General features: G+C 69.2%; 29 protein-coding genes and 2 tRNA genes. 16 read left to right on the plus strand and 15 right to left on the minus strand.

Annotated features, from left to right (window positions below; all coding sequences use genetic code 11):
• Positions 1-31: 31 nt before the first annotated feature.
• From AABM41_02015 to pyrE, 4 genes are read left to right on the plus strand one after another with little or no spacing between them, the layout of a single operon-like run.
• Positions 32-388 (plus strand): hypothetical protein, encoded by a 357-nt coding sequence (locus AABM41_02015; GenBank protein ID MEK6191083.1) that lies wholly within the window; start codon positions 32-34, stop codon positions 386-388.
• Between the two features lie 12 nt (positions 389-400).
• Positions 401-727, plus strand: coding sequence for a hypothetical protein (locus AABM41_02020; protein ID MEK6191084.1), 327 nt, complete (start codon positions 401-403; stop codon positions 725-727).
• A complete protein-coding gene (locus AABM41_02025) occupies positions 724-1,545 on the plus strand; it encodes a hypothetical protein (protein ID MEK6191085.1) in 822 nt (273 codons plus the stop codon). The genes AABM41_02020 and AABM41_02025 overlap by 4 nt, the downstream gene beginning before the upstream one ends.
• A 27-nt stretch (positions 1,546-1,572) precedes the next feature.
• Complete coding sequence (pyrE, locus tag AABM41_02030) at positions 1,573-2,202, plus strand: orotate phosphoribosyltransferase (protein MEK6191086.1); 630 nt, start codon at positions 1,573-1,575, stop codon at positions 2,200-2,202.
• A 28-nt stretch (positions 2,203-2,230) separates the two neighbouring features.
• Here pyrE and AABM41_02035 read toward each other — a convergent pair whose 3' ends face one another.
• Genes AABM41_02035 through AABM41_02045 form a run of 3 tightly spaced genes read right to left on the minus strand, consistent with a single transcriptional unit; the run spans position 2,231 to position 5,131 of the window.
• Complete coding sequence (locus AABM41_02035) at positions 2,231-3,100, minus strand: NAD(P)H-hydrate epimerase (protein MEK6191087.1); 870 nt, start codon at positions 3,098-3,100, stop codon at positions 2,231-2,233.
• A complete protein-coding gene (locus AABM41_02040; protein ID MEK6191088.1) occupies positions 3,097-3,657 on the minus strand; it encodes a cytochrome c in 561 nt (186 codons plus the stop codon). The genes AABM41_02035 and AABM41_02040 overlap by 4 nt, the downstream gene beginning before the upstream one ends.
• Positions 3,658-3,661: 4 nt before the next feature.
• On the minus strand, positions 3,662-5,131 hold the full coding sequence (locus AABM41_02045) for a cbb3-type cytochrome c oxidase subunit I (GenBank protein MEK6191089.1): 1,470 nt from the start codon (positions 5,129-5,131) through the stop codon (positions 3,662-3,664).
• 104 nt (positions 5,132-5,235) lie between these two features.
• Between AABM41_02045 and AABM41_02050 the strand changes: the two genes are divergently transcribed.
• Positions 5,236-5,793 carry a nitroreductase family protein gene (locus tag AABM41_02050; protein MEK6191090.1) on the plus strand — a complete coding sequence of 186 codons (558 nt, stop codon included), beginning with the start codon at positions 5,236-5,238 and terminating at the stop codon, positions 5,791-5,793.
• A 45-nt stretch (positions 5,794-5,838) separates the two neighbouring features.
• Here AABM41_02050 and AABM41_02055 read toward each other — a convergent pair.
• The 4 genes from AABM41_02055 to AABM41_02070 all read right to left on the minus strand — a co-directional run bounded on the left by AABM41_02055 (position 5,839) and on the right by AABM41_02070 (position 7,941).
• Positions 5,839-5,913 (minus strand) — tRNA-Met (locus tag AABM41_02055).
• Between the two features lie 49 nt (positions 5,914-5,962).
• On the minus strand, positions 5,963-6,292 hold the full coding sequence (locus AABM41_02060; GenBank protein ID MEK6191091.1) for a sporulation protein: 330 nt from the start codon (positions 6,290-6,292) through the stop codon (positions 5,963-5,965).
• Positions 6,293-6,504: 212 nt separating this feature from the next.
• Positions 6,505-6,858, minus strand: a complete 354-nt coding sequence (locus AABM41_02065; GenBank protein ID MEK6191092.1) for a hypothetical protein — start codon at positions 6,856-6,858, stop codon at positions 6,505-6,507.
• Positions 6,859-7,023: 165 nt separating this feature from the next.
• Positions 7,024-7,941, minus strand: a complete 918-nt coding sequence (locus tag AABM41_02070) for a glycosyltransferase family 87 protein (GenBank protein ID MEK6191093.1) — start codon at positions 7,939-7,941, stop codon at positions 7,024-7,026.
• A gap of 86 nt (positions 7,942-8,027) precedes the next feature.
• On the opposite strand from AABM41_02070, the gene AABM41_02075 reads away from it, so the two are divergent.
• The 4 genes from AABM41_02075 (at position 8,028) to AABM41_02090 (ending at position 11,579) form a co-directional block, all read left to right on the plus strand.
• Positions 8,028-9,194: an acyltransferase family protein gene (locus tag AABM41_02075; protein ID MEK6191094.1), complete on the plus strand. Its 1,167-nt coding sequence runs from the start codon at positions 8,028-8,030 to the stop codon at positions 9,192-9,194.
• The gene (locus AABM41_02080) at positions 9,191-11,134 is read left to right on the plus strand and encodes a long-chain fatty acid--CoA ligase (protein ID MEK6191095.1); all 1,944 of its coding nucleotides are present in this window, start codon (positions 9,191-9,193) and stop codon (positions 11,132-11,134) included. Before AABM41_02075 ends, AABM41_02080 begins: the two co-directional genes overlap by 4 nt.
• Positions 11,135-11,155: 21 nt before the next feature.
• Positions 11,156-11,230 (plus strand) — tRNA-Lys (locus AABM41_02085).
• A gap of 19 nt (positions 11,231-11,249) precedes the next feature.
• Positions 11,250-11,579 carry a hypothetical protein gene (locus AABM41_02090; protein ID MEK6191096.1) on the plus strand — a complete coding sequence of 110 codons (330 nt, stop codon included), beginning with the start codon at positions 11,250-11,252 and terminating at the stop codon, positions 11,577-11,579.
• 67 nt (positions 11,580-11,646) lie between these two features.
• Here the strand turns inward: AABM41_02090 and AABM41_02095 are convergent, their stop codons facing one another.
• Positions 11,647-13,269, minus strand: a complete 1,623-nt coding sequence (locus AABM41_02095; protein MEK6191097.1) for an alkaline phosphatase PhoX — start codon at positions 13,267-13,269, stop codon at positions 11,647-11,649.
• Positions 13,270-13,408: 139 nt separating this feature from the next.
• Positions 13,409-13,768: a TSUP family transporter gene (locus tag AABM41_02100; GenBank protein ID MEK6191098.1), complete on the minus strand. Its 360-nt coding sequence runs from the start codon at positions 13,766-13,768 to the stop codon at positions 13,409-13,411.
• Between the two features lie 142 nt (positions 13,769-13,910).
• Between AABM41_02100 and AABM41_02105 the strand changes: the two genes are divergently transcribed.
• From AABM41_02105 to AABM41_02135, 7 genes are all read left to right on the plus strand, one after another.
• Positions 13,911-14,960: a substrate-binding domain-containing protein gene (locus tag AABM41_02105; protein ID MEK6191099.1), complete on the plus strand. Its 1,050-nt coding sequence runs from the start codon at positions 13,911-13,913 to the stop codon at positions 14,958-14,960.
• A gap of 99 nt (positions 14,961-15,059) precedes the next feature.
• The gene (gene pstC, locus AABM41_02110) at positions 15,060-16,004 is read left to right on the plus strand and encodes a phosphate ABC transporter permease subunit PstC (protein ID MEK6191100.1); all 945 of its coding nucleotides are present in this window, start codon (positions 15,060-15,062) and stop codon (positions 16,002-16,004) included.
• Positions 16,004-16,948, plus strand: coding sequence for a phosphate ABC transporter permease PstA (pstA, locus tag AABM41_02115; protein MEK6191101.1), 945 nt, complete (start codon positions 16,004-16,006; stop codon positions 16,946-16,948). Before pstC ends, pstA begins: the two co-directional genes overlap by 1 nt.
• Before the next feature lie 61 nt (positions 16,949-17,009).
• On the plus strand, positions 17,010-17,861 hold the full coding sequence (gene pstB / locus AABM41_02120; GenBank protein ID MEK6191102.1) for a phosphate ABC transporter ATP-binding protein PstB: 852 nt from the start codon (positions 17,010-17,012) through the stop codon (positions 17,859-17,861).
• Positions 17,858-18,676, plus strand: coding sequence for a phosphate signaling complex protein PhoU (gene phoU, locus AABM41_02125; GenBank protein MEK6191103.1), 819 nt, complete (start codon positions 17,858-17,860; stop codon positions 18,674-18,676). Before pstB ends, phoU begins: the two co-directional genes overlap by 4 nt.
• An 11-nt stretch (positions 18,677-18,687) precedes the next feature.
• Entirely contained in the window at positions 18,688-19,371 is a 684-nt protein-coding gene (locus tag AABM41_02130; protein MEK6191104.1) for a response regulator transcription factor, read from the plus strand.
• Entirely contained in the window at positions 19,368-20,450 is a 1,083-nt protein-coding gene (locus AABM41_02135) for an ATP-binding protein (protein MEK6191105.1), read from the plus strand. Before AABM41_02130 ends, AABM41_02135 begins: the two co-directional genes overlap by 4 nt.
• Here the strand turns inward: AABM41_02135 and AABM41_02140 are convergent.
• Genes AABM41_02140 through ccsA form a run of 6 tightly spaced genes read right to left on the minus strand, consistent with a single transcriptional unit; the run spans position 20,447 to position 25,320 of the window.
• On the minus strand, positions 20,447-21,487 hold the full coding sequence (locus tag AABM41_02140; GenBank protein MEK6191106.1) for a tetratricopeptide repeat protein: 1,041 nt from the start codon (positions 21,485-21,487) through the stop codon (positions 20,447-20,449). The two genes, AABM41_02135 and AABM41_02140, sit on opposite strands and share 4 nt — an antisense overlap.
• Positions 21,484-22,011 carry a redoxin family protein gene (locus AABM41_02145; GenBank protein ID MEK6191107.1) on the minus strand — a complete coding sequence of 176 codons (528 nt, stop codon included), beginning with the start codon at positions 22,009-22,011 and terminating at the stop codon, positions 21,484-21,486. The genes AABM41_02140 and AABM41_02145 overlap by 4 nt, the downstream gene beginning before the upstream one ends.
• A gap of 3 nt (positions 22,012-22,014) precedes the next feature.
• Positions 22,015-23,985: a cytochrome c-type biogenesis CcmF C-terminal domain-containing protein gene (locus AABM41_02150; protein ID MEK6191108.1), complete on the minus strand. Its 1,971-nt coding sequence runs from the start codon at positions 23,983-23,985 to the stop codon at positions 22,015-22,017.
• Positions 23,985-24,422, minus strand: coding sequence for a cytochrome c maturation protein CcmE (locus AABM41_02155; protein ID MEK6191109.1), 438 nt, complete (start codon positions 24,420-24,422; stop codon positions 23,985-23,987). The genes AABM41_02150 and AABM41_02155 overlap by 1 nt, the downstream gene beginning before the upstream one ends.
• A complete protein-coding gene (locus tag AABM41_02160; protein MEK6191110.1) occupies positions 24,419-24,604 on the minus strand; it encodes a hypothetical protein in 186 nt (61 codons plus the stop codon). Before AABM41_02160 ends, AABM41_02155 begins: the two co-directional genes overlap by 4 nt.
• Complete coding sequence (ccsA, locus tag AABM41_02165; GenBank protein MEK6191111.1) at positions 24,601-25,320, minus strand: cytochrome c biogenesis protein CcsA; 720 nt, start codon at positions 25,318-25,320, stop codon at positions 24,601-24,603. The genes AABM41_02160 and ccsA overlap by 4 nt, the downstream gene beginning before the upstream one ends.

Here is a 25,320-nt window from a genome sequence, read left to right on the forward strand (position 1 = left end):
CCCGCGCGCTTGTGGCACGATGCGGGGCCGCATGAGCATCCGCATGAACGAGGAGCTCGACCCGAACGAGGGCCCCGGGCTGGGCTGCTTCACCGTTCAGGCGGTGCTGTTCGCGCTCATCCTGCTGTTCATCCCGATCGGGGTCTTCAGCCTGAGCTGGCCGGTCTGGCTGCTGACCGCGATGCTGGTCGTCGCCATCATCCTGCTGTTCTTCATCAGCATGACCTCGGTCTTCCTGCTCCGGGTCTTCTTCGCCGCGCGTCGGACGGGGCGCGGACGGACGTATGGTGCGACGGCCCCACCCCTGACAATCGAGAGCGACGCATCGGATACTGATGCCCCTCGATCCGACAGCCAGCCAACCGACCCGCCCAACGACCAGAGCTAGGAGCAGCGCCCCGTGCCGCTGATGGTCACCTTCTTCAACGTCCGCAAGGGCCGCGACACGATCTTCAAGTGGGGGATGCGGACCCGGTTTCCGAAGCAGGCCCGCGAGTACGAGGCCCGCTACGGGATTCGGTTCATCGGCTGGTTCAATGTGACCGAAGGGTCCGAGTGGAACAACGTGGTCATCCTGGACCTGCCGAACTACGCGGTCCTCGACGCCTTGTATGCCGATCCAGGCACCCGGCGATGGGGGCATCGGGTCGCGGAGTCGATCATGGACACCAAGCACGTCATCTTCCTGCGCGAGCGAATGGGCCCCGACCTGGTGTACAAGCCATGACCACTTCGCCGCGCCTGGTCGCCCTCCGCGAGCTGGCCGAGGAAGCCGAGCTGGAGCGGCGCGACTTCATCGTGGAGGCCACCGAGCTGCTGCGCCGCTTCCTGGAGGCCAACCGCGACCGGTTGCGGGAGGTCGGTCCACTGACCCTGGTCGACGACGAGCAGGACTTCCTGCGCTACCACCCGGTCGACGAGCTGTGGGTGACCCGCCTGACCTATCAGGACCCGGCCGACGGCGAGTGGTATGACCAGGAGCAGGAGGTGGACACCATTTCCGAGCTGGTCGAGCTGTACAACCCCGCCGACATCCTGGCGTGGCTGATGGAGGCCGCGCGCAACCCGCTCGACCACCTCGCGCCCGCTGACAAGCTGTCCGAGGACGAGGCCGCGCCGGCCGAAACCGAGGAGGATTGGCAGGCCGAGCTGCCCGCCGAGCAGCAGGAGACGATCGCGGCACAGCGGTTGTGGCAACTCGCTGATGCTTACCGGTCCCAGCTCCAGGAGCAGCAGGCCAGCCTGCTGCGCGAGTTCGTGGGCAACGGCGAGGATGCGCTGCGCCGGACCGGGGACATCGTCCTCCTCGACGAGGCGGACGACATGCTCGTCCTGCGAGGTGACGGGCGCTTCGAGACCACCCTGAACCTGGCCGATGTGCCGCCGCGTGGCGGTGAGCCGGTCGAGGCGCACCGCGAGGGCCTGACCGTGACCGATGCGCGGACGGTGGCCGAGTTCTATGACCCGGCCGACGTCCTCCAGTGGGTCACCGAGGCGCTCACCGAGCGCTACCCGGCGGTCGACTTCAGCGCCGTCTACGACTGAGCCGATCAAACCATGCTGCCTGGACCGATGACGCGGGGCGTTCCCCTGCCGAACGACCTCGCCACGGCTTCGATCGAGGACCTCTTCCGCGACGCGGGCGCCCTGCGGGAGGGCCACTTCCGCCTGAATAGTGGGCTCCACTCCCCCCGCTACCTGGAGAAGTTCCTCGTCCTCCAGTACCCGACCCTGGCGTCAGAGCTCTGCCGCCGGATGGCCAAGAAAGTCATGCACGAGGCGCCGAACGTGGTGGTGGGGCCGACCACCGGTGGCGTCCTGCTGGCCTTCGAAACAGCGCGACACCTGTCGGCCCTCCTGGGCTGGGAGGTGCGGGGCCTGTTCGCGGAGCCGGTCGGTCTGGGCGCCGGCCGGGAGCTGCGGCGGGGATTCGAGGTCAGCCGTGGCGACACCGTGGTCCTGGTCGACGACATCCTGACCACAGGCTCATCCCTGCGCGAGACCGCGGACGCGGTGGAGCGCGTCGGGGGGAGGGCATCGGCGGCCGTGGTCATGGTCGACCGGTCATCGGAGCCGGTCGAGATCGGCGTCCCGGTGCTGGCGGTGGGTCGGATCGAGATCGCTGCCTGGCAGCCGCAGTACTGCCCGTTGTGCGAGGCCGGGGACTGGCTCGAGACCCCGGGGAGCAGCGGACTGCCGTGAGGGCGCCCCCCCGGCGCTAACCGCGGCCTCAGGCCGCTCCGGACGGGTCTTGCCAGGTGACCTCGGTGATGCGGCCCGGCGGGAACTCCCCGTCGGCGGGCACGATTCCCGCCTCAGCCTCGATCGGGATCCCGATCGGAGCCACCAGGTAGCGGCCGGCCAGGCGCCGGGCTTCGGGATCGAGCGCGAAGCCGGCTTTGGCCCGATGAAAGGTCACGGTCAGGTCGGCGGCGACCACCGGGTCGGACTGTTCGCCGCCGGTCAACCCGATCAGGGTCGGCGTGTCGACCGCCAGCACGCGGCACGGTCGGCCCGCCGCGGCGGCATGAGTCCGAATCGCGTTCATCAGCTGGACCGCGCTGGCGATCGGCTCCCGCAGCGGGCCCGCGGCGCCGCTCCCCAGCAGGGCGTCGACGAGCAGCGAGGCCCCGGAGAGGCGTGCGCGCAAGCTGACCAGCAGCTCGGCGCTGGGTGCGATGAACACCTGGAGCGAGCCGGCCGCGGCCATGGCCTGGAGGACCGCCCAGTTGTGGGCCGCGGCCGGCCCGGCGATCTTCCCGGCGTCCCCGACCAGGACCGCGATCACCTGCTGCCCGGCAGCCGCCAGGCGGCGGGCCACCACGAATCCATCCCCGCCGTTGTTGCCGGTCCCGCACAGCACGACGCTGAGCAGCCGCTCCGTCAGCGGACCACCGGGACCCACGACCGGCTCGGCCAGGCGCACCAGCTCGGTGAAGGCGACCTCGGCCACCGTGGCGCCGGCGGATTCCATGAGGGCGTCCTGGGTCAGGCCCAGCTTCTGCGCGGCCTCGTCAATGGCCGCCATCTCGGCCGCGCCGATCAGCACCGACCGGGTGCGCGCGTCGGCCCCGGGCGTGCCAACGCCCGGATCGGTCATTCGAGGGTCAGCAGGTACTCGACGATGGTCGCGATCTCGTCGGGGGTGAGCGTCCCATCAGGTCCGCCGAAGACCGGCATGCCGCCCCGGTCCAGCCCGGCGACTTCAGGCCCGCTGCCATCGATCCACAGGTTGGGCCAGGTGTCGGGGAAATCCGCCCCCAGCTGCTGGAGGTTGTCGCTCTTGGGTCCGGCCGCGATGCCGTGGAGGCTGGGGAATATCCCCTGGCCGGACAGGTCGGTACCGTGGCAGGCCTGGCACTGCGAGCGCTCGATGAGCGTCACCGCGTCCGCAGCGCCGCCGCTGGGCGGCGCACCACTCGGAGGGGCACCACTCGGCGGGGCACCACTCGGCGGGGCACCACTCGGCGGCTCCCCGCTTGCCGGCGGACCGCTCGCCGGCGGACCGCTGGGCCCGGCCCCAACCAGGTCCGGGTTGGTGCCCTCGAGGTTCAAGCCGAGTGAAACGACGCCCAGCAGCAGGACCGTCGCCCCAAATCCCACCATCCAGAGCGGGATCCGTTCGTTGCCGGTCTCGACCGGTGGCGGTCCAGTCATCGGGTCAGTGTCCCGCCGGCGCGGCGACCTGAGCCGTGCCCGGCGTGGTGGTGCGCACAGGCCGGCCGTGGGCCGCCAGCAAATAGGCGCCGAGCGCGTGTCCTGCCCCGGCCAGGCCCAGCAGACCCATCCCGGCCCACGCGATGAGGTGGATGGGAAGCAGGTTGGCGGAGATCTCGTCCGGAGGCATACCGTCGGCGACCATGCCGACATGGAACAGGCCGGCGGCGATGAGAGCCACGCCGGCCACCGCCGCGCCGCCCAGCGCGGCCCAGGTGACGATGTAAGCCAACAGTCCACCTGAATGCGATCGGTGCAGCATCCGAGGCCAGGCATGCTCGGCCACCGCCAGCAAACCGATGGTCAACGCTCCGCCGAGCGCGAACGCGGCCAGGCCGAAGGGCCATTCGGTGCGGGCCACCGCGGTCTGCACCGCGCGTAGGGACTCGACACCGGCAAGGAGCACGCTGCCCCCGAGGAACGTCAGGGATGTCACCGCCAATGCCATGGGACCCGGTGACAGGACCAGGAACCATCGGCCTCGCAACGTCATCGACAGGTTACCGATGATGGCGACGGCCGGCACGAGGAGCATCAGGGTGGCCGCGTTGCCGGCGCTGACCAGGGCGTACGGGACGGAAGGGTGCACGGCCGCGCCAAAGGACGACACCCCGCTGAGGATCACCCACGCGCCCAACCCGAACCACGCCAAGGACCCTGACGCCAATGGCTGCCCTGTCAGCCGCGGGATGAGGTAGTGGAGAGCGCCGATCCCCGCCCCCAGCAGCCACAGGAGTGACAGGCCGCGCACCCATACGGCCTCCGTAAGTCGGTCAACCGTCGGGTCGAGGTCCAGGACTCCGGTCACGGTCGCAGCGGCAGTCAGTCCAAACAGGGTGAGCATGGCCACCCCGAACCAGGCCAGACCCACGAACGGCCGCTGCAGGCCGCGGAGGCTGTTCCAGAACGACCCGTTGATGAGGACCAGGCCGAGCAGGAGGACGAGATTCACCGGCAGCGGGAAGGCAGTCAGGGTCCCGGTACCGGCGAGGGCGGGGAGGTACAGAACGGTCAGTCCGGCGGCGAAGCCGATGTTCCAGGTGATCATGCCCAGCATCCCCATCCGGGGACGGGCCAGCGGACGACCGGTGAGCCGGGGGGTGATGAAGAAGATGGCGCCCAGCGCCGCGTTGGTGAGCCAACCCCAGACAAAGGTGTGGCGGAACCCGGCTGCGACGGTCTCCGACGTGAACGCGATAGCCAGCCCGAAGGGCAGCTCCTCCACGACGAGCTGGAACCCCGAGATGACCATCTGGGCCGCGGCCAGGCTCCCGATCCCGGTCGCCGTGAGCAACCACAGCGCGCCGAATCCGAAGTACCCCATGGCCGCGGCGTCGGGGCCAGAAGGGAGAAGCTGCTGGCGCGGCTTGGGCGGCTGCTCGTACGGGCGCAGCCGCTTGAGGTTGCCGGTCATGCGAGCGCGCGCGCCCTCCTGACTGAGATCCGGTGTGGGACGGTTCCGCACCCCGGGCCGCCGCCGGGGCGACCCGGCGGCATTGTAGCGGGCACAATCAGGGCATGACCCATCCCCCGCCGCTTCGCGACACGGTTCGTCCGCTGCTCCGCGCGCGCCAGGTCCGCGAGTTCACCGACCAGGCCCCGACCGATGGCGAGCTGAGAGCCATCACCGATGTCGCCCGTTGGACGGGCAGCAGCCGCAACACCCAGCCATGGCGGTTCCTCGTCATCCGCGACCGGACCACCATCGCGCGCCTCGAGGCGGCCGGCCTGCCCCAGACCCGCGCCCTGAAGACCGCGACCGCGGTCGTCGCCATCGTCCTCCCCGATGACCCCGAGCGGGGGGTGTCCCACGCCTACGACGATGGCCGGGCTGCGGAGCGGATGCTCATCGCGGCCGGAATGCTGGGTTTGGCGGCGGGGATCGCCTGGGTCCGGCCGGACGTCCTTCCTGCGGCACGCGAGATCCTGCAACTGCCGGCGGACCGCATGGTCCGCACCCTCATGGCCCTCGGGCACCCCACGCCGGAAGCCCAGAAGCCAAAGTCACCGCCGGGCCAGGCCCGCCTCCCACGCGACGAGACGGTCTTCGACGGGGACTGGCCAGGAACGGAATAGGACGAACCCCGGGCGGTCGGACCCGGGGTTCGTGGGACTAAGCGTTGGTTGCGGGGGACAGATTCGAACTGCCGACCTTCGGGTTATGAGCCCGACGAGCTACCGCTGCTCCACCCCGCGACCTCCTAGGGTACCGGGAGGTCGCGCATCGGTCAAACCTGCAAGATCGTCAACCGCGCCGCGCGAAGCTCTTGACAATGGAGCGGACGACGAACAGGAACACGATCGCAACCACCATTCCCCGCAGCGCGATCCGGTTGACGTCGATGGCCGGCTCCCAGGTGACCTTGTCGCCGCGGATGATCCAGGTCCCCACCGGTCGGGCGCTCACCCCGAACCCGCCTCCTCCGTTGTGCTCGGTGTCGCTGCCTCCGCCGCCGCCACCCTTAATGTCCGCGGCGGGGATGAGCATGACCCCGTTGCGCTCGATCGGTTCGCCGTACACGCGGGAGACGGTCATGGTGTCCCGCGCTCCCTGCAGCATCTCGTCAACGTTCATGGCTCGCACCTCTACATCGGTCTGGTGGCTCCAGTCTAGGCGGATCCGCGCCAAGGGCCATCAAGTGGGCTTGTGGGCACCGGGCTCCATCTCAACCATCCCCCATTGGCCGCCGTCCCGCGTCAGGATGGCCAGGAGCGGCCGCTCACATAGACGAACGCGCCGCCTATCGGCGGCGCGTTCGGGGCTATGGGTCCTTATTCAGATCAGCTTCACTCGACTGTGAATGCGATCCGCATGCCCTCGGCGTAGTGGGCTTCCAGCTCGGTCTCGTCGTAGATGTTGCAGATCAGGACGTAGTTGCCGGCTTCCAGGGTCGCCGTCAGCTCGGCGGTGTCTCCCACGGCTAGGTCCTCAATCTCGTCGATGACCTCCATCCCCTCGCCGGCCTCTGTCACGGCGCCGTGCTCATCGACGGGAAGGTCACCGAGGTCGAGATCGGTCCGGATGATCACAAATTCGTGGACGTCGTCCGGCCCTTCGTTGGTCACCACGAACGTGACGTCGCCGGCCGAAGCGCTCTCGGCGTCGGGCACCACGGCAAACTCCTGGAGCGTGACGTTCACGGTGGTGCCACCTGCAGCCGCCGAGCCCGCTGGTTCGTCGGCTGGACTCTCGCTTGCACTCTGGGCGCAGCCAGCCAGGGCTAACGACAGCAGGGCAACAACTGCGAGTATCTGGTATCCGCGTCGCATGGGTTCTCCTCCGTTGCGTTTTTCCGGGGCCATACCCTACCCCGCGGTGGCCGGTTCCGCACGCGGGGAGGCCGGGGCGGTGGCCGACGCCGGCCGCGTCTCCAGCAGGGCGGCTGCCCCGAGCAGGAGGGACAGCCCGTTGAACCAGATCACCGGAAGCGCCAGCAGACAGGCGCATGGCACCAGCCAGGCACGGTTGGTGCGGGCGGCCCACCACAGCACGACAACGGCCAGCGGGAGGCGGACAAAGAGCGGGATCGGCACCGATGCCGCGTATCCCCCGCCCGCACCTTCGCTGAACACCACCGATAGCCAGTCTCCCCATAGTTGGGGCGCGGCGACGAACGAGGCCGCAGCTCCCGCCACGGTGACAAGGACCGCCAGCCCGAACTCCAGCCAGCGGCCTCGGAAGGCCAGCCACAGCGCGCCCACGCCGGGGGTGACCTTGGTGAGCGCGAGCCCGGCCCAGGCCGCCGGCACGCTTAGCCCAATCACCACCCCGTAGGCGAGCAGCAGGTTGATGTTGCCTGCCCAGATATCGGCGCCGGCCAGGAGCACGAGGAGTGGCAACATCGTGCGGTACTGGCGCGGGACCCGACGGAGCATGGCCACCGCCACCCCGGCCAGCAATGCGGTCCAGCCGAACATGAAGGCCGGCCACGGCAGCTGCCCCGCGGGCGCCAGCACCTGAAGGAACGGCGGCGGATACAAATAGGAGCCGATCACACCAACCGCCGCTCCGGCGTACGGATCCGGGCTCCGCAGCGCGTCGTAGTAGGCGCGGCTGTCCCAGCCCAGGTAGTCAACGGTCAAGTTGGACGCGACGCCGGCGAGCGTGAAGCCTGTCGCAGTGACGACGACGACGAGCAGGGGCGTCAGGCGCAGCACCCAGTTGGCCGGCTTGCCATCGGCCGCCAGCCATCGGGCGCGGGCGAACGCCGCGACGGCCTCCATCGGACCACGGATCGTAGAAGAGGTGAGCCACGAAGGGAAGAGGCGAGGGTTAATTTGGCTGGGGTCGCTCTGGCAGACTTACCGCCGTGCGCGAGCGGCTCAACTGGATCGACTGGCTCAAGGTCATCGTCGTGTTCGGGGCATTCGTGTTCCACGCCGCCCAGCCGTTCGTGCTCACGACGTGGCTCGTGAACGACCCCGACAAGAGCCTGGTCCTGAGCCTGCTGTCCGGATTCGGCTACATGGTCGGGATGCCGCTGATGTTCTTCCTGGCCGGCGCGGCGACCTGGCTGGCGGTCGAGCGCCGGGGTATCGGCGGCCACACCGGGCTGCGCCTGCGCCGTCTGCTCATCCCTCTGGTGCTGGGCCTGGTGATCCTGGGCCCGCCGCAGGCCTGGGTGGCACATCTCGCAGCCGGGGGTGAGGCGAGCCCCCTGGCGTTCCTCGGCATCTACCTGGGCGACCTTCGCTTCTACCCCAACCCTGGCTGGTTCGGCGAGTACGGCCACCACCTGTGGTTCCTCGCCTTCCTGTTCCTGTACGTCCTGCTGACCTTGCCCCTCCTGTCGTGGCTGCGCGCTCGGCGCGCCGCGGGGAGCGACCTTCGGATTGGTGGCCTCGCCGATGGCCCGTGGGGCTTGATCCTGCTCCTCCTACCGGTAGTGGCGGGGCAGCTCATCCTGCGCCCACTCTTCCCCGACTACCGCGATTGGGCTGACTTCGCGCTGTGGCTCTCGTATTTCGTCATAGGGATTTCAGCCATGGCCGACCGACGGATGTTGGGCGCGATCCTCCGCCGCCGACGGGTGACCCTGTGGCTGGTCCCGATCATCGCGGTCGCCTATCTCCCGGTCGTGCTCCTCGGCTCACCGCTGGACCTGGAGCACGCCCCGGGCTTCACGCCAGCCGGACTGGCTTACGTGGCGTGGCGCACGGCGCTGGGCTGGGTGATGGCCCTGGTCCTCGTCGGCGTGGCAGCCACCTACCTCACTGCCCGGCCCCGATTCCTGGGTTGGGCCAGCGAGATGGTCCTCCCCTTCTACGTCCTCCATCACCCGGTGACGGTGGTCGTGGCCGCCGTGGTAGTCGGACTTTCCGCCGGGCTGTGGGTCAAGTTCGGCCTCATCCTCCTCGTGGCCGGGGTCACGACGGTGGCGTTGTGCGTGGGGTTGGACATGGCGACCACCGCGCTCAGCCGCCGATTGCGGCGGAGTACGGCGGCTTCCGTGACTCCGGCGGAGGCGCCGCCGTGACGGTGGTTTCGGGTGAGCCCCTCGCGGTCGCGGCCGCCGACCGCTCACGGTCCGTGGTGGAGCTGATCTGGCGCACGGTGGAGCGCACCCCTGACAAGGAAGCCATCCGCTGGAAGGCCGGCGGTGGCTGGCCAAGCTGGACCTACGCCGAGCTGTGGGCGCAGGTCGCGTCCGCCTCGATCGGCCTGCGCCGGATGGGCATCGGCGCCGGCGACCGGGTCATGATCCTGAGTCGATCGCGGCCGGAATGGCTGGTCGCCGATCTCGCCTGCATGGCACTCGGCGCGGTCACGTGTCCGCTCTATCCCGGCGACCCGCCGGCCCGGATGGCCGAGATCGCCCGGCGAGTTGGCCCACGGCTGGTGTTCGCGGAGGACGCCAAGCTCCTCGGGCGCCTGCGCTCGGCGCCATCCGGTTCAGAGCCGGATGCCCGGATCGTGCTCTTCGAACCTGAGCCTGCCGGTGGTGCCGCGATGACCCTGGCCGACCTGGTGCAGGACGCGGATTCGTCCCCCGAGGCTCGCGCCGATTGGGAGAGGATCTGGCGAACAATTCACCCAGCCCAGGTGGCGACCATCGTCCACACCATTGGCGTGGACGGCGACCCACTGGGCGTCGTGGCGTCCCATGCCAACCTGCTGCACTCCTTTCACGCCACGGTGGAGGCAATCCCAATCACGTCGGCGGACGTCATGCTCTCGGTACTCCCGATGAGCCACATGTTCGAGCGCGGCGGCGCCATGCTGGCCGGACTCGGAGCGGGGGCCACGATCGCCTTCGCGGAGCGCCAGATCGAGCGCTGGGCAGCCGACATGGGCGAGGTCCGACCCACCATGATGGCCTCCATTCCGCTGTTTTTCGAGCGGATTGAGCATCGGATCAAGACCGGTGTGGCGACCGGACCGGCCTATCGCCGGGCCCTGTTCGACTGGGCCACCGGCCTGGGTCGGCAGCATTACCGCAACCACCTCGCCGGACTGACCGATGGACCCTGGCTTCGCCTGCGTCGCTGGCTGGCGCAGCGGACGGTGCTGGCGCAGGTCCGAGGCGCGTTCGGCGGCCGTCTGCGTTTCTTCATCTCGGGCGGATCGGCGCTGCCGGAGCCGACCGGCGTCTTCTTCGACTCGATGGGGTTCCCGATCCTGGAAGGCTACGGCCTGACCGAGACCGCCCCGACCCTCACGGTCAATCGACTGGCGACCTACCGATACGGCACGGTCGGGCCACCCCTTCCCGGGACCGAGATGCGGATCGATCCAGGAAGCGGCGAGATCCTGGTCCGCGGCCCACAGGTCATGCTCGGCTACCTCGACCGGCCGGCGGACACGGCGCGCGTGCTGGACGCGGAAGGCTGGCTGCGAACCGGGGACATCGGCGAGTTCGACGAAGCTCAGCGCCTGCGCATCACGGGCCGGCTCAAGAACCTGCTCGTGCTGGCCACCGGCAAGAACGTAGCGCCTGCCCCTATCGAACGGGCGCTGCTCGAATCGCCATACATCGCGCAGGCGGTGCTACTCGGGGACGACCGCGACGCGACCGGCGGCCTGCTGGTGCCCGACCTGGCGGCAATCCGCGTGTGGTCCGGCGTGACCGGAGGCGATGCCGATGGCGACGCCGATGATGGCGCTCGGCTCCTGGCACGCCCCGAGGTCGCCGCGCTGCTTCGCCAGGAGGTGGATCGCATGACCGCCGAGTTCGCCACATACGAGCGACCGCGTCGGATCGCGGTCCTGCCACGTCCCTTGAGCGCGGCAGCCGGGGAGGTCGATGCGGCAGGCTCGCCGGTCCGATCGGTGGTCATGGCCAGCTTCCCGGAGCAGGTGGCCGAGTTGTTCGACCGACCCCGAACCGAGCCGCTGCGTGGTCGTAGCGCCGAGTCGCCGCGATCTGCCGCGTCCCCGGAGGCCTCGCCCGAACCAACGGCCACCGCGTCAGGCTGACCGCCGCCGTACGATGGCGCGGGGCCGTTAGCTCAGCGGCAGAGCAGGGGACTTTTAATCCTCGTGTCGTGGGTTCGAATCCCACACGGCCCTCCAGCATTCAGGAGCTACCGAGATGGCGAAGCAGAGCCGGGCAGAAGGAAAGGATCAGCCGGCCGAAGGCGCTGACTGGCCAGTCGGCATGCCCTTCACGTTGTACTTCCCGCGTCGGGGCGGCTACGACGCGGCGGACATCGAGTACGCGGCGCCGTTGCCGCGCGTTGGGGACATGGTCGAGTACATCGACCCGGGCGGAGCGCACCGCCTGTACGCGGTCGCCGACGTAGTTCACACGCTTCAGAGCTCGCCGTCCGCGGGGGTCGGCGGCATCCCTCTCCTGCGAGCCGGCATCCCGGCCGTCTATCTGTCGCGGACCCGCCGGAAGGCGCCGCGCCGCGCGCCCTGACGGGGCGAACACCATCGAGGGCCGCCCCGGAGGGCGGCCCTCGCATCGGTTTTGATAGATCTGACAGCTAACTCCCAGGGATGTACATCAGCAGCAACTGACCGTCTTCAAGGCGCTTGACATACGGGCCGGTAGCCGTGCTCGGCGGCCCGACCCAGATGTACGGGTCGCCACCAGGTTGCGGATCCGTGAACGCGGCTAGGTCCTGGTGCCCCTGCACGTCGAGTGCCCACCAGCCAGCCCCAAACGCGGTGTCCTCAAGCCGCGCGATGCCGCTCGACTCGGCTGAGGAGCCGGTCCCAGTCACCGAGGCGACCTTGGTCCAAGTTTCGGCTGCGAAGGAGTACTGCCAGATGTCGTTGGCGCTGAGGGAGTCCTCCTGGACCATGATGCTGTTGTGCCCTACGTCGAGGTTGTCCGGGTTGACGAAGGCGGAAGCGGCATCTGCGCTGTCCGCGAAGATGCTGAACGAGTCGACGATTCGCGGGTCCTTCTCGTTGAGGACCATCTTGAAGATGCGGCCGTTCGACGTCACGCCGGTTCCCAAAGGCCCCCTGAACAGGCGGCCCGTGGTTCCGCTCTCTTGCAGACGATCGGTGCCGGTGTCCGCGAAGTAGACCTCCCGCGGATTGTCCGGGTCATAGGCGAGGTCCTCGACCCGGACGAACTGGAACACGTTGTTCGCGTTCGACCAGTTCTCGAGGGCGGTCTGCGGCGCCTCGCCGGTGACGCCCCGCGCCACGTCCGTGGGGACGTGGATGAACCGACCGCTAAATTCGTCGCCCGCCATGATCTCCAGGTAGTCGTTGGCGGCGTCGAGGGCGAGCGGGTCATAGGGGTCAGCCAACGGAGTGCCGTTGGTGGCCGTCACTTGGAAGGCCCACAACTGGCCCTTGTCGGCCATCATCTGCTCCGCGTCGTTGGCGGTGTACAGGTACAGCTGTGACGAGGGGGCGACGAACGTGTCGTCCCCCGAAAGGATGGCGAGTTTCTTCCAGTCGCCGGGGATGACGACCGTGTTCTCGTGGTTATGCCGGCCCGCGCGGCTGATCACGTCGAACTCGCCAGTCTCCGTGTCCAGCCATACGCTGTAACCAGCCTGCCGATTCGGGGCGATCGCCGGGTCTGGCCCGTACACCGCTCCCGGCGGCACGCTCAGGATCGTCTCGTTCGACTCCTCGTTGACCAGGAAGGTGTAGTTGTCGAACCCATGCTCGGGGCCGGCCATGAAGGCCGAGCAGAAGCGCAGGAATCCGGCGCCGCCCGGGATGACGCCCGAGATGATCTGGTTCTCCAGCTGGGTGACCGATTGCTCAGCGATGTCGACCCGGACCCGTGATACCGACGAGTCCTGGAGGTCGGCTTTGCCCCCGAACGGAACGTGGGACTGCTCGTGCGCGACAAACACGTCCACGTAGCCCGAGCCATCAGGCCCCGGCCGTACGCCGATCCCATCAGGAATGCCCTGGAAGAAGTCGTCATCGACGAACGGATCCTCGCCGGAGTTGATGAGGGCGATGATCTCGGCCGCCGGGTCGGTGACCGCCGCGGTGAACTCGAGGTAGGGGTCCGAGGCTGTGTTGTAACCGTGGGGGGCGCCAATCGAGCTGGCGGGAAGGGTGAGGGTCAAGGCGAGGGCAGCCAGGATCGCTCCTACGGAGCGTCGGGACCGCCCGAGTACCGGAGTCATGGGGCACGCCTCCTGTCACATTCGGTGGGCGGGATGCCAGACCCCCGGGTGGGGCCACTATGGTGCCTCATTTCGAGGCTCGTGGCTCGCGGGAGCGGCGCCGGACGCCCGATTTCGGTGCATAGACGCACCGTAACGATCACACCCAGAGGGCCAGCCGGACTCCAATCACCACCAGCAGAACACCGAACGCACGCTGGATGAGCTCGTTCGGCAGACCGACGGCCACGCGAGCGCCTATGAAGGCGCCGATCAGGATGCCTAGGGCCAACAGAAGAGCCAACGGGACGTCGATGTACCCCGCACGCCAGTACTCGATCGCGCCCAGGATGCCAACTGGCAACAGGAGCGCCGCCAGCGACGTCCCGGCCGCATGCTTCGGCGTCATGCCCAGGAGCAGGATCAGTGCCGGCACGATGATCAGCCCGCCGCCTATGCCGAAGAGGCCGGACAGAACGCCTCCAGCCAACCCGATGAGACCGCCCAGGAAAAACTGCACGATACGACCTCCTCACGCCTTTACGAGTGTGCCCATCGTAGGTGCCCGGGCTTTACAAAGCGTTGATGTACGGCTGACGATCGCTTGAGGCCGCCGCGCCAGCATGGAATGGCAAATGTCCACGCCTGAAGGAGTTTCCATCGTGATTTCCCCCCTCCGCCCGCTTGCAGTGCTGTTTGCGGGCCTGCTGCTGATCGCGGCCTGCCAGCCGTCCGCGAGCGGGTCGCCATCAGAGAGCGGGGCAGCCGCCCCCAGCGGCGACGAACTGGCCGGCGACATCCAGGTCTCGGGATCCTCGACCGTCAAGCCCATTACCAGCCTGGTAGCCGAGGCTTTCGGCGCCATACATCCGGAAGTGACCTACTTCGTCGATGGGCCAGGGACCGGCGACGGCTTCGCGCTGTTCTGCAATGACGAGACCGACATCAGCGACGCCTCACGCCCCATCAGCGACGACGAAATCGCGCTCTGCGAGGATGCCGGCGTGGAGTACGTCGAGCTGAAGATCGCGATTGACGGAATGGCCGTCATCACGTCCGCCTTCAACGATGACGCCACGTGCATGAGCTTCCTCGACCTGTACGCCCTGCTGGGCCCCGAGTCGCAGAGGTTTGAGACGTGGGACGCCGCGAATCCGCTCGCGGCCGACCTCGAGGCGCAGTTGGGAACCGAGCGCGGCGAGTCGCATGCGCCTTACGGTGCCTTCCCGCTCGACGTCACGGCTCCGGGTGAGGAGTCGGGAACGTTTGACAGCTTCGTCGAACTTGCCATTCGGGGCATTGCCGATGAGCGCGAGCAGGAGCGCACCACACGCCCGGACTACACGCCATCGGGTGATGACAACGTCATCATCGAAGGTGTCGCGGGCACGGAAGATGCGCCTCATACGCTCGGCTGGGTCGGCTTCGCCTACGCCGACGAGAACTCCGACCGCGTCCAGCTGCTGGAGGTCGACAAGGGCGACGGCTGCGTGGCCGCCACTCCCGAAACGATTGCGTCGGCCGAATACCCGCTGTCCCGCTTCTTGTACATCTACGTCAACACAGTGCGGGCGGACGCGAATCCCGCGCTCCAGGGCTTCGTGGACTACTACCTTTCGGACGAGGGCATCGCCTTCGTGACCGAGGCCGACTATGTGGCCCTCGATCCGGCCGACCTGGACGAGACGCGCGCTGCGTGGGAGAGCCGCTAGCCGGCCTTGATCTCCCTCTCTCCCTCCAGGGGCCGGGCGCCTCCGGGCGCTCGGCCCTTTTCATACCAGGACCTCGTTGCGTAGAGTGAACGCCCCACCATGACGGCCATCTCCTCCCCTCCACCAGTCCCACTTCGCGTCCTGGACCTGCGCATCGGTGCCCGGCGCCGCTTTCGCGAGGGTGTGGTCCGAACCGCGATCACGGCCGCCGCCGCGACGTCGATCCTGATCAGCACCCTCATCGTGGTGTCGCTGGTCGGGAACGCGATCGCGTTCCTCCGGGACGTGGAACCGGGGGCGCTGCTCGCGGATGGCTGGTTCCCCCGACGCGACATGTTCTCGATTCCCACCATCGTGGCCGGAACCCTGGTTGTCAGCGCCGTCGCCATGGTGATCGCTACGCCGCTCGGCCTGGGGGCCGCCATCTACCTGTCGGAGTACGCCTCCAGTCGCAGCCGCAAGATCCTCAAGCCCATCCTCGAGGTGCTGGCCGCAATCCCCTCGGTAGTACTGGGCTATTTCGCCTTGACGGTGATCAGCACCCAGGTCGTGGGCCGCATCAATCCGGACGTCTCGATCTTCAACCTGGCTGCCGCCGGGATCGCGGTTGGCATCCTGATCACGCCCCTCATCGCCTCGGTGGCCGAGGACGCCCTGCATGCAGTTCCCAACGCCCTGCGGGAGGCCTCCTACGGCCTCGGCGCTCGCCGGCTGGCGACCAGCCTGCGGGTCGTCGTCCCGGCCGCGGTGTCGGGGATCGTGGCCGCCCTCATCCTGGGCATGTCGCGAGCCATTGGGGAAACCATGATCGTGGCCATCGCGGCAGGGGCCACCGGCGGGTCGTTATTCACCCTCAACCCGTTCGACCCGGGCATGACCATGACCGCGGCCATGACCTCGTTGGCGACCGGATCGGACCAGGTGCGAGGCGCCACTTTGGCATTTCCCAGCCTGTTCTTCGTTGGCCTGCTGCTGTTCGGCGTCACCTTGGTCCTGAACTTCATCAGCGAGGCCTTCGTCCGACGAGTTCGGGAGCGCTATTAGTGGCCGGGGCGATCCGGGCTCCCCAGGCGGTCCGCGCCCCCAGCCCGACCAGCGCGGCGGTTGAGGCCGCACTCCGAGCCGGGCGTCGGGACTGGGCGGGCATGGTGGCCGCGACGTTGCTGTTGCTCACGCTTCTCACCTCGCTCGCGATCCTGTTCGTCCTGCTGGCAGACGTATTCGGTCGCGCCCTGCCGGTGTTCGCCGAACGGGGCTTCGATATCCTCACCACCCCGCTCAGCGCGCGCCCAACCCAGGCGGGCGTGGCACAGGGCCTCTTCGGCTCGATCGTGCTCACGATCTTCGTGGTGGTCCTGGCCTTGCCCATCGGGATCCTGGCCGCCATCTACCTCGAGGAGTACGCGGGCGACAATGCCTTTGCGCGCTTCGTGAACACGAACATTCGAAACCTGGCCGGGGTGCCCGCCATCGTCTATGGGCTGCTGGGCCTGGCCGTCTTCGTCACCGCCCTCGGGGCCGGGCGCAGTCTGCTGGCCGGAGGCCTGACCCTCGCCATCCTCGTCCTGCCCATCGTGGTCATCACCACCGCCGAAGCGCTGCGCGCCGTGCCGTTGACCATCCGCGAAGCGGCGTTCGGGGTGGGCGCCACCCGTTCAGAGGTCGTGACCAGCCATGTGCTGCCGTATGCCCTGCCCGGGATCCTGACCGGCACCGTCCTGACGCTGGCGCGAGCCTTCGGCGAGACGGCGCCGCTGATCATGGTGGGAGCCATCACCGGCGTGTTCCGTACGGCTCCGGGTTCAATCCTCGAGTCGCTGGAAGGGCCGTTCACCGCACTGCCGACGATCGTTTTTGCATGGTCGCGTGAGGTGAAGGACGAGTTCCGGGCCCTGACCGCCGCGGCGATCATCGTCCTGCTGGTCGTGATCCTGACCGTCAACGCCGCGGCTGTGCTGCTCCGCAATCGGTACGATAGGCGCTGGTGAGCGGATGTCCATCAAGCTGGCACCCTGGATTCGAAAGCCAAACGACCCTGGAGACGGGGCAATGACCGAGCAGACGGTCGGCGTGGCGCCGCGCGAGAAAGGTGCGGTCAACATTTTCAGCTCGACCAGCACCGCTCCGGACGTCGGGTTGGAGCCGGTGTTCGAACTGCGGGACTTCTCCGCCTACTACGGATCATTCCGCGCCGTCCGTGAGATCAGCTTCTCGGTAGAGCGGAACCAGATCACCGCGATCATCGGTCCGTCGGGATGTGGCAAGAGCACGCTCCTGCGCAGCTTCAACCGGATGAACGACCTTGTGCCGTCAGCTCGGGTCAGCGGCGAGGTGCTCTATCACGGTGTGAACTTGTATGACCCCGGCGTCGACCCGGTGGAGGTCCGGCGCCGAATCGGGATGGTGTTCCAGAAGCCGAATCCGTTCCCGAAGTCGATCTACGACAACGTGGCGTTCGGTCCGCGGGTGGCTGGATACAAAGGCGACATGAAGGCCCTGGTCGAGGAGTCTCTCCGTCGCGCCGCCCTGTGGGACGAGGTCCGCGAGAAGCTCGGGTCGCCCGGGACGTCCCTGTCGGGGGGGCAGCAGCAACGACTGTGCATCGCGCGCGCGATCGCGGTCGAGCCGGACGTCATCCTCATGGACGAGCCGTGCTCGGCGCTGGACCCCATCGCCACCCTGAGGATCGAGGAGCTCATGCGCGAGCTACGGGAGAACTACACCATCGTGATCGTGACCCACAACATGCAGCAGGCGGCTCGGGTGTCGGACACGACGGCCTTTCTGACCATGGGTGAGGATCGCGCCGGATACCTGGTCGAGATGGCGCCCACCGAGAGACTGTTCACCCAGCCAGCCAACCCACTGACCGAGCAGTACATCACGGGGCGGTTCGGATGAGCGGCCCCGACGAGCCCATGGCGCCCGATCCGGCAAAAGGCACCGGCAAAGCTGAAACTGCGCCGCCGACGCCGGTTGGTCCGTCGGTCGCGGCGACGGCCGCATCGGGACCCAACGGCGACAACCCGGGCGCAGCGTCAGGCGATGCGCCGGCGACGCGGGCGCCGCGCGCGACGCTCGACAGCGAAGTGCGTACGATCAAGGACGACGTCCTGCGCCTGGGGGCGCTGGTCGAGGTGGCGCTGGAGCGGTCCGCGCGCGCCCTCACCGATCGTGACTCCGAGCTGGCCGACCACGTCCGATGGGACGACGCTGAGGTCAACGACCTCCAGCGCCGGGTCAGCAATGCGATCGCCGTGACACTCGCGACCCAACAGCCCATGGCCCGTGACCTCCGAGAGCTGCTGGCCCTCTACCACGCCGCGGCGGAGCTCGAGCGCATGGGCGACTACGCGGTGAACATCGCCAAGCTCGCCCAGCAGCTCGCATCCGAGCCGGAGATCCCGATGTTCAGCCAGATCCCGCTCATGGAACGGCTGTGCCGCTCCCAGCTGCACGCGGCGATGCGGGCGCTGGTCGACGTCAGCGAAGCCGACGCGCGAGCGGTGTGCGCCAACGACGACGAGCTGGATCGGCTGTACGACGCGGTCTACCGCTCCGCCATCGAGGTCATGCAGGCCGACCCCAGCCGTGTGCCGCAGGCGACCCACATGCTCTTCATCGCCCACCACCTGGAGCGATTGGGCGATCGGGTCACCAACATCGGCGAGGACGTCGTGTACCTGGCCACCGGCCAGATCGAGGACTTGAACTGAAGCGACGGATCCTGGTCGTCGAGGACGACCGCACGCTGCGCCAGGCGCTGACGTTCAACCTCACTCGTGAAGGGTATGACGTGGCCAGCGCGGTCGACGGCGAGCAGGCCCTGGCCGCCGGGCGCGACCGGCGACACGACCTCATCCTGCTGGACCTGATGCTGCCCGGGATGAGCGGGTTGGAGGTCCTGCGCACCCTGCGCCGGGAGGGCATCGAGACCCCGGTCATCATCCTGTCGGCCAAGCGCGACGAGGTCGACCGGGTGGTCGGACTCAAGGTGGGAGCCGACGATTACGTCCCCAAGCCGTTCAGCCGGCCGGAGCTGCTGGCCCGTGTCGAAGCCGTGCTGCGTCGCGAGGGGCGGGCCCTGAGTGGCACGAACGGAAGTGGTGAGGTGGTCACCTCGGGCGCGATCCGGATCGACATCGGGCACCGCGAGGTCAGGTTGGGCGAACAGGCGCTGACCCTGACTGCCAAGGAGTTCGACCTGCTTGCCCACCTCGCGGCGCACCCGGGCCGGATCTTCACCCGCCATCAGCTGCTGGCTCGGATCTGGGGCTTTGACTACGACGGGACCGATCGAACGGTGGACGTCCACGTCAGCTGGCTCCGAACCAAGCTGCGCGCCATGGACGGTCATGACTACTTCCGGACCGTGCGCGGGGTGGGATACGCCTTCCGGCCGCGTCCGTGAACGACCCCGAGACGCTGACCGCGATCCTCGCCCGCGGGGGCGACGATGCTCTCGTCGTGGTCGATGCCGACCTCCGCATCCGGCAGGCATCGGCGGAGGCGGCCAGCCTGGCGGCGCGTTCACGCGAGGAGCTGGGCGGCCTGAGCCTGATCGCCGCCTTCGGGTCGGCCTCCCTCGACGAGCTGGCCCGGGCGGCGATCGCGGCAGGCGAACCCCGCTCCGGCGAGGCGGCCATGGGCCGGATGGCCAGTCGCCAGTTCGAGGCCGAGGCAGTGCCGCTTCCCTCGGGGGGCCTGCTGCTGTGGCTGCACGAAGTGACCGCGGCTCGGCGGGCGGCGCAGGCCCGCCGCGACGTGGTGGCCAACATCAGCCATGAGCTGCGCACGCCGCTGGCCTCGATCAAGCTGCTGGCCGAGACCCTTGCCGACGGCGCGGTCGCGGAGGTGGACACGAGCCGTGAGTTTGCGGTCCAGATCCAGCGTGAGGTCGACCACCTCGCCCAGCTCGTCGACGAGCTGCTGGACCTGTCGATGATCGAATCCGGGGAGACTGTCCTCGTCATCGAGCCGGTGGCGCCGGCGCGGGTCCTGGCCGACGTGGCGGAACGGATTGGCCCCATCGCAGCCCGACGCGAGGTCGCCGTGCGTCTGGTGGAACGGCCCACGGGCCAATCAGACCCCGGCCGGGTCCGGGTCGCCGCCGACTCGGCTCGGCTCGCGCAGGCACTCCTCAACCTCACCCACAACGCGGTCAAGTACAGCCATCGCGGCGGCGAGGTGCGCTTGGGCTGGGACCCGCTCGATGACCGCGTCCGCTTTTGGGTCGCCGATGACGGGGTGGGCATCTCGCTCGCGCACCGCGAGCGGATCTTCGAGCGGTTCTACAAGGTCGACCGTGCCCGCGCCCGCCGCGACCGCGATGGCGAGAAGGGCCCGCGCGACCTGGGTGGGGCGAGTGCCGGGCTGGGCCTGGCCATCGTGCGACATATCGCTGAAGCCCACGGCGGGGCCGTGGGCGTCGAGAGCGAGGAAGGGGTCGGCTCCACGTTCTGGATCGAGGTTCCCCGGGCCGAGGGCTAGCGAACCTCCTCGAGGCTCGCTGCCGCCTGCTGCCGCAGCGCGCGAATCATCGGGACCCGCGGGTCGTCCGGGGCGATCTCCAGGAATGCGTCGAAGGCCTCGATGGCGGTCGCAGCGTCGCCGTACCCGCGCCACGCGATCAGACCCCGGAAGAACGGCACGTCGGGGGAGTCGGGGGCCAGCTCGGCGAGGGAATCGGTCGCGGCCGCGGCATTAGTCCAGTCCGAGGCGCGGATGTAGGCGGTGATGAGCCGAACGTACGGATTGGTGTCGCCCGGATCCAGACCGATGACGGCCAGCAGGGTGAACGCCGCTCGCTGAAGATCCTGACCCGAGCTGCCCGCCAGGTACGCGTCGGCCAGGTCCGACAGGGACGCCACGTCGGAAGGGTCGGCGGCAATGATCGTCAGCAGGCGCTCGATCTCGGCCTGGCGCGCGGACTCGGCCGCCTGGACCTCGGCCAACGGCTGGTTGACCACCGTCTCGGCGGCGAGGCTGAACGGTTCGGGCAGGAGGAAGCCGATGCCCAACACCGCTGTCAGGGCCACGGCCACCCCAACCGCCAGGCGACGGGCGACGGGCCCGGACAGACCAGGATCGTGCGCCGGAGGACTGGCTTCGGCCAGCCGGGGATCGGACACCGCCGACGGCCGCAGGAGCCACCAGGCAAGGATGGCCGCTCCCAGCGCAGTGGCCGCCAGCGGGACCAGCCACGGGGCCGCACCGGGCGGGGTGAGCAGGATCCAGTCCCCGTAGCGGGCGACGAACGAGGCCTTGACCTGCTCCGGGCTCAGGCCGGCTGCCAGCATCTCGTCGACCTGGCGCCGGATCTCGGCCGCGGCCTGGGTCGGGGAGTCGGCCGCCGACAGCCCGGCGCAGTCGGGGCAGCGCAGCTCCGCAGCGACGGCCTGGGCCTGCTCCTCGACGGTTGGGGCCTGTGACGGCCGGAGGGCGATGACCGCAGCCAGCAGCGCGGCCACCGCCACCAGCGCCAGCACCGCCCAAGCCGAACGGGATACCCGGGACAGACGACTCATGGAGCCACCCCGATGAGCGCCAGATTGCGGGCCATGGTGGCCTCGGTCAACGGGCCGTAATGCTTGGCCCGGACGATGCCATCGGCGTCGACGAAGAAGGTCTCCGGCGGGCCGAGCACGCCGAAGGCCAGCGCCACCGATCCCGACGGGTCGTCGAGCTGCGGCCAGCCGCCGTCGCCGTAGCGGACCAGGAATTCGAGCGCGTCCTGCGGCGTGTCGTCGTACAGGATCCCCACCAGCTGGACCTGATCCGGGTCCCGAGCGCCCAGGTCCATCAACACCGGATGCTCGTCCACGCAGGCCGGGATGCACCAGCTGGCCCAGAAGTTGAGGACCGCCGGACGACCGACCAGATCGTCGGCGCTGAGCGACTGGCCGTCGAGTGTCGTCAGCACGAAGGACGGCATCGGCTTCCCGATCAGCGGCGACGGAATCTCGGCCGGATCGCGTCCCAGGCCGGTGAACAGGACCCAGCCCAGCGGGATGGCGAGCAGCGGGACGAGCAGCCAGCGCGCGGCGCGCATCGGTCAGGACCCCGTCCTCGTCGCCGCCGCCCGGCGGCCCGGCCAGATCGCGAAGCCGGCGCCCAGCACCACCACCGCCCCGCCGACCCATATCCAGGCCACGAGCGGGTTGACGAACAGGCGCAGAGTCACCGCCCCGGTGTCGGGGTCGTACGCCAACAGGGTCAGGTAGAAGTCCTCCCCGACCGACGTCATCACGGTCGGGGTGGCGATGGCCGCCACCGAATTCGGATAGTCGCGCAGGGCTGGCCGGACCATGCCCGCCTGTGGTCCGCTGACGTCCAACTCGGCTCGCGTCTCGAACACCCGGGGATCGGCGGCCAGGGGCTCACGGACCAGCTGCCGATGGGTCACCGTGTAACCGGCCAGGCTCGCCGACTGCCCGGGGGTCAGCACTGCGGTGGCCTGGATCGACCCGGAGGCGCTGACGGCGACGGCGACTGCCGCCACCAGTACGCCCAGGTGGGCCAGGTAGCCACCGTACCGACGCCGGTTGCGGGTGGCCACGCCCCAGGCGGCGCGGATCCAGCCCTCCCCACTCGACCGGCCGCGACCGCGGGCGGCCCGAACCACCTCGCGCAGCAGGGCGGCCCCGGAGAACCCGGCCAGCCCCAGCGTCAGCAAGGCCGCCGCTCCCCGCAGACCGGCTACCGCCCCGAGGGTAGTGAACGCCAGTCCTACCAGGGCCGGGATCACGAACCGATCCCGCAGCGTGCGCCAGCTGGCCGCGCCCCAGGGAAGCGCCGGCCCAACGCCGGCCAGGAACAGGAGCGCGGCGAAGAATGGGGCACTGACCCGGTCGAACCACGGCGCCCCGACGCTGAGCCGCTCCCCGCTCAGCGCTTCGGCCACCAGCGGATAGAGGGTCCCAAACAGGACCGCGAACGCCAGCCCCGCGAACAGCAGGTTGTTGAGCAGGAACGCCGACTCGCGGCTCACCAGCGCCGGAGGGGGGCCAGTCCCCGCCAGGTCCCCGACGCGCCATACGACGAGCCCAGCGCCGACCATCAGCGCCGCGAGGACGCCGGCCAGGAACCAGGCCCCGATCGCGGACTGGGTGAACGAGTGGACCGATTCGATGACGCCCGATCGCGTCAAGAACGTGCCCAGCAGGGTCAGCACGAACGTGGTGGTGACCAGGATCACGGTCCACGTCCGGAGGGAGCGACCTCGTTCGGCGACCATGGCCGAGTGGATGAAGGCGGTGGCCGTCAGCCACGGCAGGAGGGCCGCGTTCTCGACCGGGTCCCAGGCCCAGTAGCCGCCCCATCCCAGGACCTCGTAGCTCCACCACGCCCCGGCCACGATGCCGGCCGTCAGAAAGATCCACGGCACCAGCGTCCAGCGCCTGACCAGGGTCAGCCACTGCGCGTCCAGCCGCCGCGTGACCAGTGCCGCGACGGTCAGCGCGAACGGGATCGCCAGCCCCGTGTAGCCCAGGTACAGGAGCGGCGGATGCAGGCCCATGAAGGGGTGGTTCTGGAGCAGCGCGTTGGGCCCGTTGCCCTCGGCCGAGACCGGGGTGACCGAGACGAACGGGTCACCAGCCCAGGTCATGACGGCGAAGAAGAAGGCGGCCACGACCGCCAGGCCGGCCGCGGCCCAGGGCATCAGGGCGGGGTGGGCGGATCGGTATCGGTACAGCAGCAGGCTGGACCAGCCGGTGAGGAGGAGGGTCCAGAACAGGATGCTGCCCTCCAGGGCGGCCCACAGCGAGATGAACGAGTAGAACGGCGGGGTGGTGGTGGCGTTGTTGCGGGCCACGTACAGGATCGAGAAGTCGTGCCCCAGCAGCGCCACCACCATGACCCCGCAGGCAATCGCTGAAAGGCCGCACGTGACATACACCGCCCGCCGTCCGGCGGTCGCCAGACCGATGTCGCCGCTGCGCGCGGCGAGGACCGAGGCGGCGGCGGCGAACAGGCTGACCGTCAGGCCGATGACGACCGCCCCGTGACCGATACCGGCCAGCATCAGCGCGCCGGCAGCTGGCCCTGGGTGGGGGCCACGTAATTCTCATCGTGCTTGACCAGGACCTCTTCGGCCTCGAACACGCCATCGGGACTCAGGACTCCCTCCACCACCGCCCCCGCGCCCTCGCGGAACGAGCTCGTGGGCGCCACGCTCGAGTGAACGGTGATCTCGGTCTCGCCGTCGGTCAGCACGAAGGTCAGGTCAGTGGCGGACCCGGAGACGCTATCCGGCAGCACCAGGCCACCCAGGCGAACGGACTGACCGATGGCCGCCTCCCCGCGGGCTGCCAGCTCGGTCGGGGTCAGGTAGTAGACGAGCGCGTTGCCCACCCCGCTGAACGCCAGCCAGCCGATGATCGCCGCCACCCCAGCGCCCACCAGCCACGGGCCCCATCCGCGGCGCCGGATGGGGGGCGGGAGCGGGGTGGAGACGCTCATGCCCGGCGGTCGATCGGGGGGTCGGACGGGCGTGGCTGATCCGATGCCGGGGTGGAACTGGTCTGGCGTGCGCCTTGCAACCGACGGGCCAGGGTGACGGCGTATAACCCGGTGCCACCCAGGATCACCCCGTATGCGGCGACAACGAAGGCCAGGTCGCCAATCGCGCCGAGGTCGATCATGGGCGGGGCGCCGGGACGGCGGCCGCCAGGCCGGGCAGTCGACCGCGGCGCGCAGATTCCTCGCCTTCCCAGTCCAGTCGCGCCAGCCGATATCGGTTCACCATCAGCCACAGCCATGCCAGGCTGAACGCCCCGAGCATAAGCAGCAGCGCGGCCACGAACTGCCCCGGCGCAGGTGGATTGAGGATCGTGTCGGGCGACATGAACGTCGGGCCCTGGTGCAGGCCGCGCCACCACACCACGCTGAAATGGACGATGGGGATGTCGATGGCGGCGACGATGCCCACCACCGCAGCCCGCGTGGCGCGCCGGGCCGGCTCATCGGTCAGCCGCCGAATCAGCAGGTAGCCCACGTACAGGGCCAGCAGCAGGGCGGTCGTCGTGAGCCGCGGGTCCTCCCACTGCCAGAAGGTGCCCCAGACAGGGCGGCCCCACATCATGCCGGCCCAGATGGTGGCCGCCGTGAACAGGACGCCGACCGCGGCCCCGGCCAGGGCAGCCGCGTCAGCGCGCGGATCCCGTCGGACGAGCCACCAGACCGATGCCGCGGCCGTGACCCCGAAGGACAGGTACGCCAGCCAGGCCGACGCGACATGGATGTACATGATTCGCTGCGCCTCGCCCTGGTTCAGGTCGGCCGGCACGCCAAACAGGGCGAACGCGGTTGCCCCCGCCACGGCCACCAGCGCGCCGATCCCCAGTACCCGCGTGGCCAC

It is taken from the genome of Chloroflexota bacterium, assembly GCA_038040195.1.
Taxonomy (GTDB): domain Bacteria; phylum Chloroflexota; class Limnocylindria; order QHBO01; family QHBO01; genus DASTEQ01.